This is a genomic window from Candidatus Poseidonia alphae (genome assembly GCF_943787815.1).
GTDB lineage: Archaea > Thermoplasmatota > Poseidoniia > Poseidoniales > Poseidoniaceae > Poseidonia > Poseidonia alphae.
In genome coordinates this window covers 168427-184596 of record NZ_CALSNW010000001.1, presented here as the reverse complement: position 1 = coordinate 184596, position 16170 = coordinate 168427, and the positions used below count along the sequence as shown (strand labels likewise).

The following is a 16170-nucleotide window of genomic DNA, read 5'->3' as shown; positions in this document are numbered from 1 at the left end:
GTGCCCTCGTACGCCCCTTCGGTGGGGCCAATTCGTTGTAGAAAATAATGGAGGAATCCAAGATGGCAAAACGAAACCACCCACGCCGTGGATCGATGGCGTTCAGCCCGCGCAAGCGAGCGAGCCGCACATTCGGACACGTCAAGTCGTGGCCCACAACCGATGCAAGCGAAGTCCGAGTGCAAGGATTTGCTGGCTGGAAAGCCGGCATGACCCACATTTTGGCTCGTGATTTAAACCCCCGAAGTACCTCTGCAGGACAAGAAGTTCGCGTTCCTGTGACTGTCGTTGAATGCCCAAAGATGCGCATTCTCGGCGTCCGTGGCTACCAGATGACCCCCTACGGCAAGCAAGCTGCAGGCGAAGTTTGGGCCGACGCAGAGAAGATTACTGAAGCATTCCCCGAACTCTTCAAGAGAGTTCCAACACGAAAGGTGCACGACGCAACCAAACATATGGAAAACCTGGTCAATGCAGACCTTTGCGAAATTCGCCTGATCGTATCCACTCAACCAGGAGCACTTGCAAGTGTTTCTACCAAGGTCCCCGACGTTATGGAGATGGGATTGGACGGAGGTTCCTTTGAAGACCAACTCAACTGGGCCAGCGAACACATGGGCGAAGAATACTCCTTTGCTGATGCATTTGAAGAAGGTATCCTTACCGACATTGTTGCGGTTACTAAAGGATACGGATGGCAAGGTGTTATCAAGCGATTTGGTGGAAAACTTCAATCACACAAGAACTCAAAGAAACGCCGACAGCACGGAAACATGGGTGCCTTCGGTGACGGGTATGTTCGAAAGACCATCCGTCAAGGTGGTCAAACTGGATACCACCAGCGAACAGAGTACAACAAGCGCATCTTGCGAGTTGCCAACCCTGAAGATCATTCGATTACACCGTCCGGTGGTTTCCTCCACTACGGCGAAGTCAAGTCCGATTACATCCTCGTTAAGGGAAGTGTCCCTGGGCCTGCAAAGCGTCTTATTCGATTCCGAGACGCAACCCGTGGTTCAGACCGCACACTTCATGATTACGAAATCACCTATGTCAGCACGGCATCAAAGCAGGGGGCCTGAAGATGAAGGTCGCTGTAAAGGATATCGTGAATACCATTACTCAAGACGAGTTGGATGCAGGAAAACTTACTGTGCTCTTTGATGTTGAAGTTTCAGAAGGTTCCAAGATGACCCTTCCTGAAGCGTTCAGCACCGAAATCCGAGAGGACTTGGTTAAACTTGCAGTTGCATCCAGTCGTGCGAATCGCCGACAACCCTACGGTTCCCGTCCTCATATCGGTAAGCGAAAGCCCATGTCCGGTATGAAGCACTCCGTCGAATGGTGGGGCAAGGGCCGTGGTGTGTCTCGTATCTTGCGACGCACAGGACAGCGCCGTGGTGCTCAAAACCCGCACACATTGGGTGGTCGCCGAGCTCACGGACCTAAGGTCGAGAAAGATTGGTCCCGCAAACTCAACCAAAAAGAACGCCAAGCCGCTCGTGACTCAGCTCTTGCAGCAACGGTATCTATGGAAACCGTATCTGCTCGGGGTCACCGATTTGACGAAGATGTAGAGCACCTTCCAATCATTCTTGGAAACTACTCCGAAGTCGTTGATGGCAAGACCACTGAATACGACATTGAATCCTTCAACCATGGCTCAGCAACCCGAAAGGCTGCGGCCATCTTTGAACAACTCGGATTGGGCCCAGACCTTGACCGTGCCCGAAGCGGCCGAAAGATTCGTGCCGGTAAGGCTACCATGCGTGGACGTGTCCACAAAACTCCTAAGTCGGTTCTCTTGGTTGTCAAGGAAAAGGCTGGACTCGCAAAGGCCGTGCGCAACCTACCCGGTGTTGACGTCGTCGCAGCTAAGGATCTCTGTGCAGAGGACCTTGCTCCTGGTGGCGCCCTTGGTCGGCTGACCGTCTTTACGAAATCTGCTTTGGAGGCAATGAACTGAGGTGATATCATGAACGCATACGACATAATCATTCAACCATGGCTCACTGAGAAGTCCATGGAAGCTCGAACGACCGAGCAACGCCTTGAATTCATTGTTCGCCGAAGTGCAACAAAGTCCCAAATCGCACGTGCTGTTGAAACCATCTTCGATGTTGAAGTCGCTAAGGTCAACGTACGTAACTCAAAGCACGGCAAGCATGCATCAGTCAAGCTTGCTGAAGGCTATGACGCAGAAGACGCTGCTATGCGTCTAGGAGCATTCTGAGGTGATTTATCATGGGTAAGAGAATTCGAGCACAACGAAAAGGTTCCTCACCACGCTACCGCGTGGCGAGCCACCGATTCCCTGGAAAGAACCGCATGCCTCGTGACAAAGACGTGGTTTGTGAAATTACAGAACTGGTTCACAGTCCTGTTCACAGCGCCCCCCTCGCACGTATGAAGACACCGGATGGTGACACAACACTGGTTGCAGCTACCGAAGGGATTTCCATCGGCAGCAAAATCGCAATCGGTGACAATGTTGCCCTTCGTCCTGGGAACATTACCGAAATCGGTAACATTCCTGAAGGAACCGCCATCAACAATCTTGAACTACGCCCCGGCGACGGTGGAAAGGTTGCTCGATCTGCAGGCAATTCCTGTATGGTTGAGGCACGTGTTGGAGATATGGTGCGCATTCGTCTGCCTTCTGGTTCCCTCAAGGAACTGTCGACCAAGTGCCGAGCCACCATTGGTGTGCTCGCTGGCCACGGTCGTGAGGAGATGCCTCTCCGAACTGCTGGTGCAGCATACTACAAGGCGAAGGCCCGTGGTAAGCTTTACCCGCACGTTTCTGGTGTCGCAATGAATCCAGTGGACCACCCGCACGGTGGTGGAAACCACCAAGCTGTTCACGGACCGAACTCCGTCGCTCGTGGTACGCCACCGGGTGCTAAGGTTGGTTTGATCGCACCGAGCCGTACTGGCCGAGGACGAGGTAAGAAAATTTGAGGTGATGATGTATGGCACGTAAGAAGAAGTCCTTTATGACCCCCAAAGCAAGCCGACGTAAGGCACGTAAGCGCCTATCAACCACGTCAGCACGAGTCAAGAAAGAATTCACATACCGCGGATTCACTCTTGAGCAACTCGAAGCCATGCCCCTATGGCCTGACGAGAGCAGCGAAGACTACATTGTTGGTCTTCTGCCTTCCCGAGCCCGTCGCAGCATGGGCCGTGGAATGTCTGTGGAAAACGAGCATTTCCTTGCTCGCATGAACCGATCGGGTAGCCGTACCATGCGTACGCACCGCCGAGACATGCCGATTCTTCCACAATTCGTCGGTCGACGTATCGCCATTTACAACGGACAGCATTTCGTTGAGGTCGAAGTCAAACCAGAGATGATTGGACATTATCTCGGTGAATTTGCTGTGACACGCCGTGGCGTAGCGCACAGTGGACCCGGTGTCGGTGCAACCAAATCGTCAAAGCACGTTCCATTGAAGTGAGGTGAAAAGATATGTCAAAACGAAACCAAATGGACCGTCGAACCCGACGTAAACAACTCCCTCAATCTGGATACACTCAGTTGTTGCAAGGCAGCCGCCTCGCTACTGCTCGCTCAGTGCAAGTTGACATGCACGTGAAGCACTGCTTCGAAGTATGCCGTGCCATCAAGAACAAGACTGCTGGCGAAGCAATTGCCTTCCTTAACCAAGTTCTCAAGATTGATTCCAACCGTGCAGATGTTCGCCGCAAGGCAGCGGCTGTCCCCTTCCGTCTCGGAAGTGGAAACAAGCGCAAGCGTCGCTCAGGACCTTCCATGGTCGGACACCGAAAAGGTGGAATCGGACCTGGACGTTTCCCAGTGAAGGCTTCTCGTGAAATCATTAAAGTGATCGAGAGCGCAATGGAAAACGCACGCTATCAATACGAAGATATTGATGCTGAAGAAATGCTCATTACGCACATTGCCGCTCATCGTGGTCGCATCCGCAAAGGATGGATTCCGCGAGCCCGTGGCCGTGCAACTCCAAGCAACCACTACCAAGTGAACTTGGAGGTCTTCCTCGAAGACATGAACACCACTGTCGACGAGTTGGAGGACGAATTCTGAGGTGACCATCATGAGTAAGAAAAGTATTGTACAAACCATCATCAATCGTAACGTAGAGCGTCAGCTCGTACGTGAGTTCCTGATGAAGAACACCAAGAAGTCCGGATTCGGAGGATTGGAAATCCGTCGAACTCCTGCAGGTACCGACGTTACTGTTCACGCAGAACGCCCAGGTATGGTCATCGGCCGCAAAGGAAAGATCATCAACGATCTACAAAGCCGCTTGAGTCAAGAGTTCGAACTTTACAACCCTAAACTCAAGGTTGAGGAAGTCAAGAAACCCGTCCTCAATGCTCAAGTCATGGCTGAGAAAATTGCAGCATCCCTAGAGCGTGGATGGTACCACCGCCGAGCCTGTCACAGTGCAGCCCAGAACATCATGGACGCAGGGGCTCGTGGAGTTATCGTAACCGTTGCCGGAAAACTCACCGGTTCCCGAAACCGAACTGAAAAGTACATTCGTGGACACGTCAAGTACTGTGGTGAAACCGCACTCCAGCACATGGACAAAGGTTACTCCGTCGCCGTCAAGAAACTAGGAACCATTGGAGTCACCGTGCAAATCATGCGCCCAGGCACCAAACTACCTCACGAAATCACCATCTTTTCCGAAGAGGAATTGAAGGTCCAAGCAGCACAAGCAGAAATCGAAGGAGCGGACGCACAATGAGTTTCGTGTCCAACCGTGAAATCGCTTCGATGAGTGCTGAGGCCCGAGAGGCTCGTCTTCTGGAACTCCAAGAGGAGTTGTTGCAACTTCGGGCTGAGAAGGCTCTTGGTGGTACTCCTTCCAACATGGGTGCATACAAGGCTACTCGCCGAAGTATTGCACGTCTAAAGACACACATGAGTAGTCAAAACTGAATTGAGGAGAGGTGAAAATTAACGATGGCTGCTATTTGTAACGTATGCGGACTCCCTGATGAGTTGTGCATCTGTCAAGAAATTGCAAAAGAGCAACAAAAAGCCATCTTATCCACCGACCGAAGACGCTATGGGAAAATCGTAACTAAAGTGGAGGGAATTGAAGATTCGGCAATCGACATCAATCAACTCGCAAAACTACTCAAAAACAAATGTGCAGCAGGTGGAACAGTTAAGGGACGATTGATTGAACTTCAAGGAGACCACAAAAAGAAAGCTGCTGAAGTACTCAAAAACAATGGATTTAACGTGGAGGTGAGATAAGATGGACATTTACAATCAAACATGGATCGGTCGTGAATTGACCGTACTCACCTCAACAGATTCATCCCTTGTCAATCGACAAGGATGCGTGGTTGATGAAACCCGCAACACTCTGGCTATTCGTGAAGGAGACCGAACGGTCACCCTGAACAAAGCCAGCATCACATTCACTGTTGGCGACCATCCGGTCGTCATCGAAGGGGCAATGGTGGGTCACCGCCCCGAAGACAGGATCCACCGAACATATAGGAAGGCGTGATACTATGCGAGATATTGGCATTGATGTAAAGAACCCCACCGGTGAGTGGGATGGGGATGAAAACTGTCCGTTTTACGGGACACTACGTCTGCGTGGACAAGTTTTGGAAGGTACAGTTTCCAGCACTGGGATGCAAAGTACAATCACCATCGAACGAAACAACGTGCGTTACATGAAGAAGTACGAGCGATTTGAGAAGCGAACCAGCGTCGTTTCCGCTCACTTGCCCACATGCATCGGCGAAGTTAACATCGGTGATACGGTCAAGGTCATGGAATGCCGCCCTCTTTCAAAGACGGTTTCATTCTGTGTTATTGAAAACTCAGGAGGTGTTGTCTGATGCGAGGAATTGCAGGTAAGCAAACCCGTGGTCTACCGACCGCAGCACGCCTCCACGTCGCTGATAACACCGGTGCTAAGGTCGTTCAAATCTTGAACGTTCTCAAGCTCGGTGGAACCATGCGTCGTTACCCCGCCGCAGGTGTGGGTGACATGGCAAAGGTGTCCGTCAAGAAAGGAACCCCCGACACCCGCCGACAAATGTTCAACGCCATCATCATCCGCCAACGCCGACCGTTCCGTCGTGTTGACGGTACATGGGTGCAGTTCGAGGACAATGCATGTGTCATTGTCAACGAAAAAGGAGACGTTCAAGGGTCCGATATCAAAGGACCAGTATCACGAGAAGCCGCAGAGCGGTGGCCTCGTATTGCTGCAAATGCAAAACAGATTGTTTGAGGGATGAACATGGTCAAAAGTATGAAACCAGGAAAACAACGAAAGGCGCACTTCAACGCGCCAATGCACGAAAAGCGCAAGCGAGTTGCGGCTCGTCTGCAACTTGCTAAGCCAGATGCACGGTTCGCCGGTGTTCGCACCGTAACCGTTCGTGTTGGGGATCTTGTCCAAACCACCCGAGGCGACCACGCCCACGGTGGGAAGCGTCACGGTGGAAAGCGCAACAACGAGCCTCTCACCGGAGCCGTTCTTCGCATTGATTCGGAGAAAGGCCGCTTGTACATTGAAGGAGTCAAGGCCAGTAAGGCCGATAACAAAGAAGAGGCGGTACCAGTTCACGCCTCGAACGTGGTTGTGATTCAACTTGATGAATCCGATCGCATGCGAATAGCAAAATTGACTGGTAACAGGAGTTGAACAAGATGAGCAGCCACCATTTGAAGCGCTTGGCCATGCCCCGTAGCTGGCCTTTGCCCCGTAAAACATCCATTTGGGTGACCCGACCTACGCCAGGCGCACACTCGCTTGAGCACTGCATGCCTGTTTCCCTAGTCATCCGTGACGTACTTGGACTTGCTAAGACCAGCCGTGAAGTTCGATTCATTCTTCACAATGAACTCGCCAAGATTGACGGTCGTGTTGTGAAAGACACTCGCCGTGGCGTTGGTTTGATGGACGTACTGTCCCTCGGAGAAGAGCATTACCGATGCGTCTTGGACCACAACGGTCGCCTGCGTTACCGAACCATTTCCGCTGATGAAGCCGCTTGGAAGATTTGCCGAATTGAAGGTAAAACGACCATCAAGGGTGGGCAGACACAACTCAACCTTCACGACGGACGAAACATCATTGTTGATGACCCAAGTCAATACAACACCGGTGACTCGCTCAAACTCGGTCTTCCAGAACAATCCATCGTTGACCACATCCGATTCGGAGAAGGCACACGATGCTACCTCATCGGTGGAGGCCACGTTGGTTCCACTGCTGATGTCAAGGAATACATCGTCAAGCGATCCAGCATGCCCAATGAGGTTCAGTTTGATTCCTTTGGTACTGTTACTCGTAACGTGTTCGCCATCGGTGACGCAAAGATGCCCCTCACGGAGGTGGCTGAATGAGTGAGACCGTGAACCCCATGGCGCAACTACGTGTGTCAAAGGTCTGTGTCAACATCGGTGTTGGCGAGGGTGGAGAACGCCTTCTCAATGCTGAAAATGTTTTGCAATTGGTGACTGGTGTCAAACCCCAGCGCACACTAGGGCGTATCCAAAACCGAGACCTCAAGGTTCGTTTGGGCATGCCTATTGGGTGCAAGGCAACCATGCGTAACAAGGAAGTCATCAACAAATTCCTAACCGACGCTTTCAATTGCCGTGATAACACCATTCCATCTTGGAACTTCGACAAACAAGGAAACCTTTCCTTTGGTGTCCGTGATTATACGGACTTCCCTGGACAGAAATACGACCCTGAAATCGGCATTTACGGCATGGACATCACCGTTGTTGTTGAACGCCCTGGCCACCGAGTCAGTCGCCGACGCCGAGCCAAGAGCAAGGTCGGAGATCATCACAGAGTCACACCTGACGAATCACGAGAGTGGTTCGTAGAACAATACAATATCAGTATCCTGGAGGAGTAAGAATGGCACGAGATCATGGAATTAGAATTGGAAGAACCCAAGGATGCCGACGCTGCAACCGCAAGCGTGGTATGATCCGTCGACACGGTCTACGACTGTGCCGCCAATGCTTCAGAGACGTAGCACCGGAAATCGGTTTTAAAAAGATGAATTGAGGAGTGGAAAAGTATGCAATTTGACCCATTAAATGACGCTCTTGTCAAGATTTACAACGCTGAACAAGCTGGAAAGTTCGATGTCGAACTCTCGCCCGCTTCCAAACTTCTTGGAAACGTGCTGACCATCATGCAATCCAAAGGCTATGTTGGTGACATTACCCGTGTTGAAAACGGCCGAGGCGACGCCTTTGTTGTTGAACTACGTGGAACGATCAACCGCTGTGGTACGGTAAAGCCCCGCCACAGTGTCCGTCGCCAAGAATATGAGAAGTGGGAGACTCGATACCTTCCTGCTCGAGACTTCGGTCTCCTCATCATGACGACCAACTCCGGCGTGATGCATCACTACGATGCTAAGGATGCCCGAATAGGCGGCAAATTGCTGGCCTATGTATACTGAGGTGAAGAAATATGGTAAAAATCGACAGAATCGAACACATCGTAACCATCCCTGAAGGCGTTAGTGCCGAAATCAGTGAAGATGGCGTCGTGACCGTTAACGGTCCAAAAGGAAGCCTTTCTCGAACCTTCGTGAGCACATTCATTGAAATGTTCCAGGACGGTTCAGGAATTACTGTGCGTGTGGATGTTCCACGCCGCAAACAACGTGCACTTGCAGGAACTTGGAATGCTCATCTTTCCAACATGGTCAAGGGAGTATCAGACGGATTCACTTACAATTTGAAAGCCTTCTACTCCCACTTTCCCATGACACTGGCCGTCAATGGAGACATCTTCAATGTCAACAATTACTTCGGTGAGCGTGTCCCACGGGCAGCAAAAATCCTTAGCGGCGTGAACGTTAAGGTATCCAATAAAACAGAGATTACAGTGTCGGGCATCGATAAAGAAGCAGTTGGTCAAACAGCAGCCAACATTGAACGATGCACGACCATCAAGAACCGAGACCGACGTGTCTTCCAAGATGGTATTTACCTACTAAACAAGGAGTGATTGAGATGGCAGAAGATTATGAATCAATGACCGTTGCCCAGTTGAAGGAAGTGCTCAAAGAGCAAGGCCTTCCGATTTCGGGTAAGAAAAGCGAACTGATTGCCCGTTTGGTGGATGCCAACGGTGGAGCAGACGCTGCAGATGAAACAACAGCAGATGCACCAGCAGAAGCACCTTCCGAAGACGGATGGGACGATGAAGACTGGGATGACGAGACTGAGGAAGTCTATGTTGTCAAGCAAAAGCCTGTTTTGGATGAAACCATGAAAGCCGCTCTCGCACTTCGTGCAGCACAAAAGAAGAAGACTCCTTCGTTCCGCCGCACTGAATGGTTCCGCTACAAGCGATTGTCTCGCTCTGGATGGCGAGCTCCTCACGGAATGGACAACAAGCAACGCCGCAACTACAAGTACCGTGGTTCCCTTGTTCGCATCGGTCACGGAAAAGTAGCCGAAGCTCGCTTCCTTCACCCGTCTGGATTCCGTGAAATCATGGTTCACAATATCGCCGACCTTGAAACGGTCGACCCTGAAACCCAAGCAGCCCGAGTTGGCAGCACTGTCGGTGGACGCAAGCGAGAACACATTTACTCACGAGCCGATGAACTTGGGATTCGTGTGTTGAACCGAAGGAGGGATGTCTGATGCAAATCACCAACCAAAAGCGCCTCGCTGCTCGATTGCTCGGATGCGGAGTTAACCGTGTTTGGATCCACCCGTCCTTTGTGGACCAGGTGGCTTCTGCGGTTCAGACCGACGACATCCGTGAATTCATTGAAGAAGGCTGGATTAAGGCCAAGCCAATGAAGGGAACTTCTCGTGTACGTGCTCGCGCCAGACTCGCTCAAAAGCGAAAGGGTCGACGCAAGGGACAAGGTACTCGAGCAGGTTCAGCCAATGCCCGTAACCCTCGTAAGAACCGATGGATGCGCACAATTCGCAGCCAACGCCGAACACTCAAGGAATTGCGTGATGATGAAACCATTGCTCCATCCCAGTACCGACGGTACTACCTCAAAGCTAAGGGCGGTTCATACCGTTCCATTGCTCACATGCGTTCTCAAATGACGCTTGAAGGTGTTAGCTTCCCTGGAGGTGACGAGTGATGGCAGGAAACAACCGCCGCTCTATCTTCCGCCGACGTAAGGCCGGTCTTACCGACTACCGACGCCGATTGAAGTTGCTCCGTGGACAAAAGCCTCGTGCAGTTGTTCGTGTGTCCAACACCCGTACTACCTGCCAGCTCGTTACTTGGGCAGCCGATGGTGACCTCGTGTCAATTTCCATGACAGGTTCAGACCTCGTCAAGAAACATGGATGGCCTAACGACCACTCGTTGAAATCCGTTCCAGCATCCTACCTGGTCGGCTTCGCAATGGGCAAAGCCGCTATGGCTTCAGGATCCTCAGAAGCAGTTCTTGACATCGGACTAGCAGCCAGTACCCGTGGAGGCCGTGTTTACGCAGCACTCAAGGGAATGGTTGACGCAGGTCTTGACATTCCACACAGCGATGGAGTCTTCCCTGATGAGGACCGCCTTACCGGCGCTCACATCAACGACAAGATGACCAAAGCAATCGAAGACACAAAGAAATCCATTGAGGGGGCATACTGATGACTGAAGAAGAACAAACAATTCCTACCATGGCGCCAGGTTTGATGCAAGCGTACACCGACGAAGCACCAGAAGAAACACCTGATCGCCGCCGACGAAAGAACCAGTACGACCCAATCGCAGCTTTGCGAAAGTGGGAGCCACGTACTCGCCTCGGCGCTGCAGTCATGGCTGGAAAGATCATTTCCTACGAAGCCGCATTGGCTTCAGGCCTACCAATCCGTGAAGTCCAAATCGTTGACGCATTGATCCCTGATCTCGAGGATGAAGTCATCTCCGTGAACATGGTTCAACGCATGACTGACAGCGGTCGTCGTGTGCGATTCAACGTTATGGCTTGCGTCGGAAACCGTGACGGATACGTCGGTCTCGGTATGGCCAAGGCCAAGGAAGTAGCAACTGCAATCAGCAAGGCCATCACGGCTGCAAAACTCAACCTGATTCCCGTCCAACGTGGAAACGGCTCTTGGGAATCGTCGCCAGGTCCAGGCAGTACCGTCCCGTTCAAGGTGAACGGTCGTGCTGCTTCCACCCGTGTGACACTCATGCCTGCTGCTAAGGGTAAGGGACTCGTTATCGGTGAAACCGGTAAGCGTGTTCTCGAACTCGCAGGTGTCAAGGACGTTCTCTCCCGAACCAAGGGACAGACACGAACCACCATCAACTACGCTGCTGCAACGTTCAACGCTCTGCAAAACATCAACACAACCCGTGTTCTTGATGGTCAGCGTGAGAAACTACACATCCATACTGGGAGGAAATTTGAATGACGTTTATTGTTGTACGAGCACGAAGCGATGTCAAGGTTGAACGATCCATTCGTGAAACCATGCACCACATGAACTTGACCCGAGTTAACCACGCTGTTATCATCGCAGACAACCCACAATACCGTGGTATGCTGCAAAAGGCCAAGGACTACATTACCTGGGGCGAAGCAGATGTTGAACTGGTTGAGCGCATGCTCGCTGAGCGTGGTCGAATGGCTGGTAACATTCCATTGACAGACGAGATTGTTGCAGAACACACCGATTACAAGAACATCGGCGAATTCGCAAAAGCAATCGTTGCTGGTGATGCACAGGTCAAAGATATTCCAAACTTGAAGCGAGTCTTCCGCCTTCACCCTCCTCGAGGGACAAAAGGCTGGGGCGGACTCAAGCGAAGCTTCGTTGTTGGAGGCGCTCTAGGCTCCCGCGGAGAAGAAATTGGTGCGCTCGTAGAGCGAATGATTTGAGGTGATTGATGATGGGTACAAAAGCAAACAAGCATCGTGGACGAAACCGTTACCACGGTCGAGGAAAGAAAGCTGGTCGTGGCGCAGGTAAGCGTGGTGGCCGTGGAAACGCTGGTATGAACAAGCATCGTGTCATGACTCGAATCAAGTACATGCCCAACCATTGGGGCATGCACGGATTCAACCGACATCCAACCCTCCGAACCGTCCACGTGACGGTCAACGTTGGGCAACTTGATGAGATGGCCAATGGCGAAAAGAGCATTGACCTGACTTCATTAGGAATTGACAAACTTCTCGGTAGCGGCCAAATCCGCTCCAAACTCACGGTCATTGTGGGTGAAGCAAGCGCCAGGGCTATTGAGAAGATTGAAGCCGCAGGCGGGTCCATTGAACAAGGCGACGACTGGGGCGAATTTGAAGAAGAATGACCTTTTGTCATTCAATCGCACCGCAACATAAGAAAAACAACACAGGTAGGGAACGAACATGAAGCACAAGCCAATACCATGGGCCATCCTTCTAACGGGTGTATTGTATTACGGTCTGCTCGTATACTGGCAGTCCGATGAACTTCAGATGGCCAGCGGCTCTGACCCGTACAACGCAGCAGTTTTCGGATTGCTGTTCTCTGTTGTTTACCTTGCTTACTGCATGCTATGTTTCCAGCGAGATCTTCCGAGTTCATTCAAGGAAATGCCATTCATTGGTCGTTTTGGTAAACTCACAGGATGGTTAACCTTTGCTGCCATCGCAGTTTACTATGTACGCCCTGATGCATGGGGCGGTTACGATGAAGGCGTAGGTTTCTTCCTGGTTGGTATCATTCTTCTTGGATTCGGTGCAGCAGCAATCCTCACGTGTTTCATGTGGGAAGGAGACGACAGCAGTCGCCTCTACGCACTTCGACGATTCGTTGACGTTTACCCAACCATCACCAAGCCAGAACGGCACGTTCGCTTTAATGAAAAGATGTGGACCACAACATTCGTTCTCATCATTTACTTCGCTATGACCAACGTCATGCTCTTCGGACTTTCAGGACAAGCGCTTGACCTGTTCAGTGGATTCCGTTCCATCATGGCCGGAGCATCCGGTACCATCATGCACTTGGGTATTGGACCGATTGTTACGGGTTCAATTATCATGCAACTGTTTGCAGGTGCGAAAATCATCCGCTTGGATCTCAGCAATTCGGATGACAAAGCCATGTACCAAGGTGTGCAAAAGTTGCTCGTTCTTATTATGATTCCAATTGAATCGATTCCACAAACTTACGGTTTCCTTGATCCGAGTGAGTGGCTGATTGATGCATACGGGCTTGGGTGGGCAAACTTTGTCATTGTCGCCCAACTCTTTGCAGGTTCTTATCTTGTGTTCCTTCTCGATGAATTGGTGAGCAAATGGGGTATTGGATCCGGTATTTCGCTCTTCATTGCAGCGGGTGTCGCACAATCCACCTTTGTTGGTACACTCTCCCCTCTTGCAACCACCTCTGGCGTCCCCTACTCCATTCAAAACCCACCTTCTGGTACCCTTCCAATGATTTTCTACATGTTCCGTGAATCTTCTAATTATGAGATGATACAGGCGAACGGGTTTGAGGTCATGTTACTAACGCACGTCAATCCAGTTGCTGCTCTTGTGTCATCGATCATCGTGTTCCTTGTCGTAGCCTATGCTGAATCGAGCAAGCTTGAATTGCCGTTGACGCACGGTAAAGTACGCGGTCACCGAGGAAAATATCCAATTCGCTTGGTCTACGCTTCCAACATTCCGGTGATTTTGATGGCCGCTCTACTCGCAAACATCAACATGTTTACCCTTCTTTTCTGGAGCCACCCGACACTCAGTAAGACTCCGATTTTAGGTCAGAACGGTTGGGCGTCAGCCTCTGCTTATATCGGTACATACGACCCTGGTCAAACCACTGCATCGGGTGGTTTCGCATGGTATGCAAGCATGGTCAATGGTGTCAACGATTGGTTGATTCCATTGCTGAATCAACAAGGAGACGTCTTTGGACACTCATTGACACAAATGCTGGTCCACGTTGTCTTTTACGTCGCTCTCATGACCGTTGGTTCGATGGTGTTCGCTAAGTTTTGGATTGATACAACCAACATGGGGACGAAAGACGTCGCTAAGCAAATTGAACGAACGGGCATGCAAATACCAGGATTCCGAAAGAACCCTAAGGTTCTCGAAAAGATTCTTGAGAACTATATCCCGCCGGTCACATACTTTTCTGGAGCCTTTGTAGGTCTCCTTGCTGCCGGTGCCGACTTGCTCGGTACCGTGGGTAATGCGACGGGAACGGGGTTGCTGCTTGCCGTAGGTATCATTCTGAGAACCTATGAGCAAATCCAGAAGGAACAGGCCATGGAAATGCACCCGATGATTCGTCAATTCTTCGGAGCAGACTGATACCCTCTTAAAGGATGTCAATCGGTTTTGAACCATGGTTCGTTTTCGTTCGCCTCGCGGCCCCCTTCTTTGGATTAACAATCCTGAAGATTTAGAAGTTGAAACACGAGACGGAACGCTGCATCTTAAGAACTCAAAAGGGTCCTTTGGAAGTTTACTTGTTTCAATTCCCTTCCTGCTTATTGGAATCGCTGTGATCAGTGCATCGTTCATCTACACTGTTTACGAAGTGTACAGTCAGGTGACGAATGATTCTGTATGCGATACTCGTTACTTTGAGGAGTTTGAAGTGGGTGGAGGTGATATCTACTGTGAGGATAAGCAGTGGGATCAAATCACTCCCATTCGCTCTGTGGAAGTTGCCGATCAACATTTCAAATATACGATGTATTGGGACGACGGGTATTCTGAAGATCAAGAGTTTAGATGGTCGATGGATAATGAGATGCTTGCAATTGGTTTGTTGAACGACTACGATGGAGAGACCTCTTACGAATGCAGCCTTTACAAGATGGAATCATCTCTTAGCCAAAATTGGACCGTGGAAGAACTCATGGTCTCAGGTGATTATTGGTATGCCATGCCAGGTTGGTGCCACGACGGTGCTACTTCTACGGCCAACCTCAGTTATTCACCAGCCGTAGGGCCCTTGTTTGAAGGAGAAGTGTTGTACCTCGTTGACGGCCAGTATCAAGACATTAATGCCGAAAAGTACACTGAGAATTCATTGGAATACATCAACATTTATGCACCGTATGATTCAGGTGTTATCGAACTTCTATTCCCCTTCATATTCGGATTAATTTTCGGTGGAATCTTCCTCAGTGTCGGCGATTCCAGGGGTACGTTTCTCATGTTAGACGGTTCGAGCAAAACCATCAGAACTCGCAAAGTATTTGGCGGAACTCGACTCAGTGGATGGACATGGAGCGGCATAGATTTTTCAACCCTTAAACTCAGGCAGTACACGAAGTCTGTTGAACACAGTAGTGGGGGTGGAGATAACGGCCCAGTCCACCATTGGACGACCTACCACAAAGGAATTGAAGTGACTCTTTTCGATGGGCGGAAGCCTATTGAAATCCTCTTCTTAGAACACGGCGACCAATTTTCTATATACGATTCAACCATCAAGAATCTCTGTGATTCTTTGGGTGTTGAACTGCCGGAAATGATTCGGCAGATCGAGCCAAGTGCAGTGTCTAGAACATCTCATGAAAACATTCGATTGAAGGATTTTCCCGTGCGTGAATGGGACAGCAATAACGATGCCAAAGTTTTGGTGAGTTGGTTCAATAATGAATCGGCAAGGTCGGACAATTACTCTCTCAGTGAGGCACTAGAGGCTACGGGGATGCAAGGTCTGAATTCTACAGAAGATGCTCAGAATTTATTGGACCACCTCGTTGAACTTCTTAGGGGCGAATCGAGCGATGTTGGAGATAATGCGCTTCCAGAATACGATGAAATAGAGTCCGGTCAAACCACGGCTGAACACGACGGCGATACTCCCCCACAGGCCTCGAATGCGTTCTGGAATGAGTCATGATGGCTGAAGGCCTCTTTATACGGCTCTTCTGCGCCGCAGTCATCGTTTTTTAGTGGGTTCGCTCAAGGGTATCTTGATATAGGGGAGGTCAGTGGGACACCTTGCTTGCGTCAATAGGGAACGGCGTTGGCGGCAGAGTCTTCGGACAATGACCGTCGCCATCCTCCCTGATGCAATGCCGAAGCGATTGCGATTCCGAGCAGATCCTCACGGATTTCGGGGTCAGGTAGGTGATCGAGATTATGACGTATTTTGTGCAAGAAGCTCAAGTGCATTATTTTCTCGCCAATTTCATTTAGGTCAGCAAATTCATTGCGAATAGCGACAAGTAA

At 50.6% G+C, this 16170-nt stretch carries 26 protein-coding genes; all 26 read left to right on the top strand.

The window, feature by feature from the left end:
- Positions 1-62: 62 nt before the first annotated feature.
- The 26 genes from AAA857_RS00895 to AAA857_RS00770 are packed head-to-tail and all read left to right on the top strand — an operon-like array spanning position 63 to position 15838.
- A complete protein-coding gene (locus AAA857_RS00895) occupies positions 63-1082 on the top strand; it encodes a 50S ribosomal protein L3 (RefSeq protein ID WP_338172129.1) in 1020 nt (339 codons plus the stop codon).
- Between the two features lie 2 nt (positions 1083-1084).
- Positions 1085-1966 carry a 50S ribosomal protein L4 gene (gene rplD / locus AAA857_RS00890; RefSeq protein ID WP_338172127.1) on the top strand — a complete coding sequence of 294 codons (882 nt, stop codon included), beginning with the start codon at positions 1085-1087 and terminating at the stop codon, positions 1964-1966.
- A gap of 9 nt (positions 1967-1975) precedes the next feature.
- Positions 1976-2233, top strand: a complete 258-nt coding sequence (locus tag AAA857_RS00885; protein ID WP_338172125.1) for a 50S ribosomal protein L23 — start codon at positions 1976-1978, stop codon at positions 2231-2233.
- 11 nt (positions 2234-2244) lie between these two features.
- On the top strand, positions 2245-2961 hold the full coding sequence (locus AAA857_RS00880; protein ID WP_338172044.1) for a 50S ribosomal protein L2: 717 nt from the start codon (positions 2245-2247) through the stop codon (positions 2959-2961).
- Between the two features lie 11 nt (positions 2962-2972).
- Positions 2973-3461: a 30S ribosomal protein S19 gene (locus AAA857_RS00875; RefSeq protein WP_338172123.1), complete on the top strand. Its 489-nt coding sequence runs from the start codon at positions 2973-2975 to the stop codon at positions 3459-3461.
- 11 nt (positions 3462-3472) lie between these two features.
- A complete protein-coding gene (gene rplV / locus AAA857_RS00870) occupies positions 3473-4069 on the top strand; it encodes a 50S ribosomal protein L22 (protein ID WP_338172121.1) in 597 nt (198 codons plus the stop codon).
- Between the two features lie 10 nt (positions 4070-4079).
- Entirely contained in the window at positions 4080-4739 is a 660-nt protein-coding gene (locus AAA857_RS00865; RefSeq protein ID WP_338172119.1) for a 30S ribosomal protein S3, read from the top strand.
- Positions 4740-4744: 5 nt separating this feature from the next.
- Positions 4745-4933, top strand: a complete 189-nt coding sequence (rpmC, locus tag AAA857_RS00860; RefSeq protein ID WP_338172117.1) for a 50S ribosomal protein L29 — start codon at positions 4745-4747, stop codon at positions 4931-4933.
- Between the two features lie 24 nt (positions 4934-4957).
- Positions 4958-5257, top strand: a complete 300-nt coding sequence (gene yciH / locus AAA857_RS00855; protein WP_338172053.1) for a stress response translation initiation inhibitor YciH — start codon at positions 4958-4960, stop codon at positions 5255-5257.
- Between the two features lies 1 nt (position 5258).
- Positions 5259-5516, top strand: coding sequence for a ribonuclease P protein subunit (locus tag AAA857_RS00850; protein WP_338172055.1), 258 nt, complete (start codon positions 5259-5261; stop codon positions 5514-5516).
- Between the two features lie 4 nt (positions 5517-5520).
- Positions 5521-5856: a 30S ribosomal protein S17 gene (locus AAA857_RS00845; protein WP_338172114.1), complete on the top strand. Its 336-nt coding sequence runs from the start codon at positions 5521-5523 to the stop codon at positions 5854-5856.
- Positions 5856-6254, top strand: a complete 399-nt coding sequence (locus AAA857_RS00840; protein WP_338172112.1) for a 50S ribosomal protein L14 — start codon at positions 5856-5858, stop codon at positions 6252-6254. The genes AAA857_RS00845 and AAA857_RS00840 overlap by 1 nt, the downstream gene beginning before the upstream one ends.
- Before the next feature lie 9 nt (positions 6255-6263).
- Positions 6264-6671: a 50S ribosomal protein L24 gene (gene rplX, locus AAA857_RS00835; protein WP_338172109.1), complete on the top strand. Its 408-nt coding sequence runs from the start codon at positions 6264-6266 to the stop codon at positions 6669-6671.
- Positions 6672-6676: 5 nt separating this feature from the next.
- Positions 6677-7375, top strand: coding sequence for a 30S ribosomal protein S4e (locus AAA857_RS00830; RefSeq protein WP_338172107.1), 699 nt, complete (start codon positions 6677-6679; stop codon positions 7373-7375).
- Positions 7372-7899: a 50S ribosomal protein L5 gene (locus AAA857_RS00825; protein ID WP_338172105.1), complete on the top strand. Its 528-nt coding sequence runs from the start codon at positions 7372-7374 to the stop codon at positions 7897-7899. The genes AAA857_RS00830 and AAA857_RS00825 overlap by 4 nt, the downstream gene beginning before the upstream one ends.
- Positions 7900-7901: 2 nt before the next feature.
- Positions 7902-8054 carry a 30S ribosomal protein S14 gene (locus AAA857_RS00820; protein WP_338172069.1) on the top strand — a complete coding sequence of 51 codons (153 nt, stop codon included), beginning with the start codon at positions 7902-7904 and terminating at the stop codon, positions 8052-8054.
- Between the two features lie 13 nt (positions 8055-8067).
- Positions 8068-8457: a 30S ribosomal protein S8 gene (locus AAA857_RS00815; protein ID WP_338172103.1), complete on the top strand. Its 390-nt coding sequence runs from the start codon at positions 8068-8070 to the stop codon at positions 8455-8457.
- Positions 8458-8468: 11 nt separating this feature from the next.
- Positions 8469-9011, top strand: coding sequence for a 50S ribosomal protein L6 (locus tag AAA857_RS00810; protein ID WP_338172101.1), 543 nt, complete (start codon positions 8469-8471; stop codon positions 9009-9011).
- Positions 9012-9016: 5 nt separating this feature from the next.
- Positions 9017-9655 carry a 50S ribosomal protein L32e gene (locus AAA857_RS00805; protein WP_338172099.1) on the top strand — a complete coding sequence of 213 codons (639 nt, stop codon included), beginning with the start codon at positions 9017-9019 and terminating at the stop codon, positions 9653-9655.
- The gene (locus tag AAA857_RS00800; RefSeq protein WP_338172097.1) at positions 9655-10116 is read left to right on the top strand and encodes a 50S ribosomal protein L19e; all 462 of its coding nucleotides are present in this window, start codon (positions 9655-9657) and stop codon (positions 10114-10116) included. The genes AAA857_RS00805 and AAA857_RS00800 overlap by 1 nt, the downstream gene beginning before the upstream one ends.
- Entirely contained in the window at positions 10116-10625 is a 510-nt protein-coding gene (locus AAA857_RS00795; protein WP_338172095.1) for a 50S ribosomal protein L18, read from the top strand. Before AAA857_RS00800 ends, AAA857_RS00795 begins: the two co-directional genes overlap by 1 nt.
- A complete protein-coding gene (locus tag AAA857_RS00790) occupies positions 10625-11395 on the top strand; it encodes a 30S ribosomal protein S5 (protein WP_338170962.1) in 771 nt (256 codons plus the stop codon). Before AAA857_RS00795 ends, AAA857_RS00790 begins: the two co-directional genes overlap by 1 nt.
- Positions 11392-11862, top strand: coding sequence for a 50S ribosomal protein L30 (locus AAA857_RS00785; RefSeq protein WP_338172094.1), 471 nt, complete (start codon positions 11392-11394; stop codon positions 11860-11862). The genes AAA857_RS00790 and AAA857_RS00785 overlap by 4 nt, the downstream gene beginning before the upstream one ends.
- 11 nt (positions 11863-11873) lie before the next feature.
- Positions 11874-12293: an uL15m family ribosomal protein gene (locus tag AAA857_RS00780; protein ID WP_338172092.1), complete on the top strand. Its 420-nt coding sequence runs from the start codon at positions 11874-11876 to the stop codon at positions 12291-12293.
- A 58-nt stretch (positions 12294-12351) separates the two neighbouring features.
- Positions 12352-14289: a preprotein translocase subunit SecY gene (gene secY, locus AAA857_RS00775; protein ID WP_338172090.1), complete on the top strand. Its 1938-nt coding sequence runs from the start codon at positions 12352-12354 to the stop codon at positions 14287-14289.
- 34 nt (positions 14290-14323) lie between these two features.
- Positions 14324-15838, top strand: coding sequence for a hypothetical protein (locus AAA857_RS00770; RefSeq protein WP_338172088.1), 1515 nt, complete (start codon positions 14324-14326; stop codon positions 15836-15838).
- Positions 15839-16170: the final 332 nt, after the last annotated feature.

Bases quoted from the DNA above. Each gene is read 5' to 3' on its own strand.
- AAA857_RS00895 (WP_338172129.1), top strand. From the start codon at position 63: ATGGCAAAACGAAACCACCCACGCCGTGGATCGATGGCGTTCAGCCCG.
- rplD (WP_338172127.1), top strand. From the start codon at position 1,085: ATGAAGGTCGCTGTAAAGGATATCGTGAATACCATTACTCAAGACGAG.
- AAA857_RS00885 (WP_338172125.1), top strand. From the start codon at position 1,976: ATGAACGCATACGACATAATCATTCAACCATGGCTCACTGAGAAGTCC.
- AAA857_RS00880 (WP_338172044.1), top strand. From the start codon at position 2,245: ATGGGTAAGAGAATTCGAGCACAACGAAAAGGTTCCTCACCACGCTAC.
- AAA857_RS00875 (WP_338172123.1), top strand. From the start codon at position 2,973: ATGGCACGTAAGAAGAAGTCCTTTATGACCCCCAAAGCAAGCCGACGT.
- rplV (WP_338172121.1), top strand. From the start codon at position 3,473: ATGTCAAAACGAAACCAAATGGACCGTCGAACCCGACGTAAACAACTC.
- AAA857_RS00865 (WP_338172119.1), top strand. From the start codon at position 4,080: ATGAGTAAGAAAAGTATTGTACAAACCATCATCAATCGTAACGTAGAG.
- yciH (WP_338172053.1), top strand. From the start codon at position 4,958: ATGGCTGCTATTTGTAACGTATGCGGACTCCCTGATGAGTTGTGCATC.
- AAA857_RS00850 (WP_338172055.1), top strand. From the start codon at position 5,259: ATGGACATTTACAATCAAACATGGATCGGTCGTGAATTGACCGTACTC.
- AAA857_RS00845 (WP_338172114.1), top strand. From the start codon at position 5,521: ATGCGAGATATTGGCATTGATGTAAAGAACCCCACCGGTGAGTGGGAT.
- AAA857_RS00840 (WP_338172112.1), top strand. From the start codon at position 5,856: ATGCGAGGAATTGCAGGTAAGCAAACCCGTGGTCTACCGACCGCAGCA.
- rplX (WP_338172109.1), top strand. From the start codon at position 6,264: ATGGTCAAAAGTATGAAACCAGGAAAACAACGAAAGGCGCACTTCAAC.
- AAA857_RS00830 (WP_338172107.1), top strand. From the start codon at position 6,677: ATGAGCAGCCACCATTTGAAGCGCTTGGCCATGCCCCGTAGCTGGCCT.
- AAA857_RS00825 (WP_338172105.1), top strand. From the start codon at position 7,372: ATGAGTGAGACCGTGAACCCCATGGCGCAACTACGTGTGTCAAAGGTC.
- AAA857_RS00820 (WP_338172069.1), top strand. From the start codon at position 7,902: ATGGCACGAGATCATGGAATTAGAATTGGAAGAACCCAAGGATGCCGA.
- AAA857_RS00815 (WP_338172103.1), top strand. From the start codon at position 8,068: ATGCAATTTGACCCATTAAATGACGCTCTTGTCAAGATTTACAACGCT.
- AAA857_RS00810 (WP_338172101.1), top strand. From the start codon at position 8,469: ATGGTAAAAATCGACAGAATCGAACACATCGTAACCATCCCTGAAGGC.
- AAA857_RS00805 (WP_338172099.1), top strand. From the start codon at position 9,017: ATGGCAGAAGATTATGAATCAATGACCGTTGCCCAGTTGAAGGAAGTG.
- AAA857_RS00800 (WP_338172097.1), top strand. From the start codon at position 9,655: ATGCAAATCACCAACCAAAAGCGCCTCGCTGCTCGATTGCTCGGATGC.
- AAA857_RS00795 (WP_338172095.1), top strand. From the start codon at position 10,116: ATGGCAGGAAACAACCGCCGCTCTATCTTCCGCCGACGTAAGGCCGGT.
- AAA857_RS00790 (WP_338170962.1), top strand. From the start codon at position 10,625: ATGACTGAAGAAGAACAAACAATTCCTACCATGGCGCCAGGTTTGATG.
- AAA857_RS00785 (WP_338172094.1), top strand. From the start codon at position 11,392: ATGACGTTTATTGTTGTACGAGCACGAAGCGATGTCAAGGTTGAACGA.
- AAA857_RS00780 (WP_338172092.1), top strand. From the start codon at position 11,874: ATGGGTACAAAAGCAAACAAGCATCGTGGACGAAACCGTTACCACGGT.
- secY (WP_338172090.1), top strand. From the start codon at position 12,352: ATGAAGCACAAGCCAATACCATGGGCCATCCTTCTAACGGGTGTATTG.
- AAA857_RS00770 (WP_338172088.1), top strand. From the start codon at position 14,324: ATGGTTCGTTTTCGTTCGCCTCGCGGCCCCCTTCTTTGGATTAACAAT.